A 424-nucleotide genomic window follows, 5' to 3' on the forward strand; every position below is an offset into this window, starting at 1 on the left:
ATCCTTAGGTCCCTACCTGAAAGATTTCACCCCAAAGTAACTTCTATAAAAGAATACAATGACCCTGAAACTATGAAAGTAGAAGAACTGACGGGTAACATTAGAACCTTTAAGATGAAGATGAACAATGCTTCCAACAAATCCAAAGATAAGAAATCAATAGCCTTAAAGGCCTCTCAACCATCTCCACCTAAAGAAGAATCAGGGAATGAGAATGAAAGTGATGCTGAAGATGTTGCATTGCTTACTAAAAGGTTCTTAAGACAATTTAAGAAGAAGACTTCAAAGTTTAATAGAAAAGAGAAAGAGAAACCTTTTGATAAAGGTAAAAACAAAGTCAGCTCCTCCTCCAAGTATCAATCTAGAAATGTGAAATGCTATAACTGTCAAAAGTTTGGACACATATCTACTGAGTGTCCAATGG

General features: G+C 35.4%; 1 protein-coding gene. It reads left to right on the forward strand.

All coding sequences use genetic code 11. The annotated features are described in order from the left end of the window. On the forward strand, window positions 1-424 hold a 424-nt coding region (locus D7X96_RS39300), incomplete at both ends, for a hypothetical protein (protein WP_147468534.1).

The sequence above is a fragment of the Corallococcus interemptor genome (genome assembly GCF_003668875.1).
Taxonomy (GTDB): Bacteria; Myxococcota; Myxococcia; order Myxococcales; family Myxococcaceae; genus Corallococcus; species Corallococcus interemptor.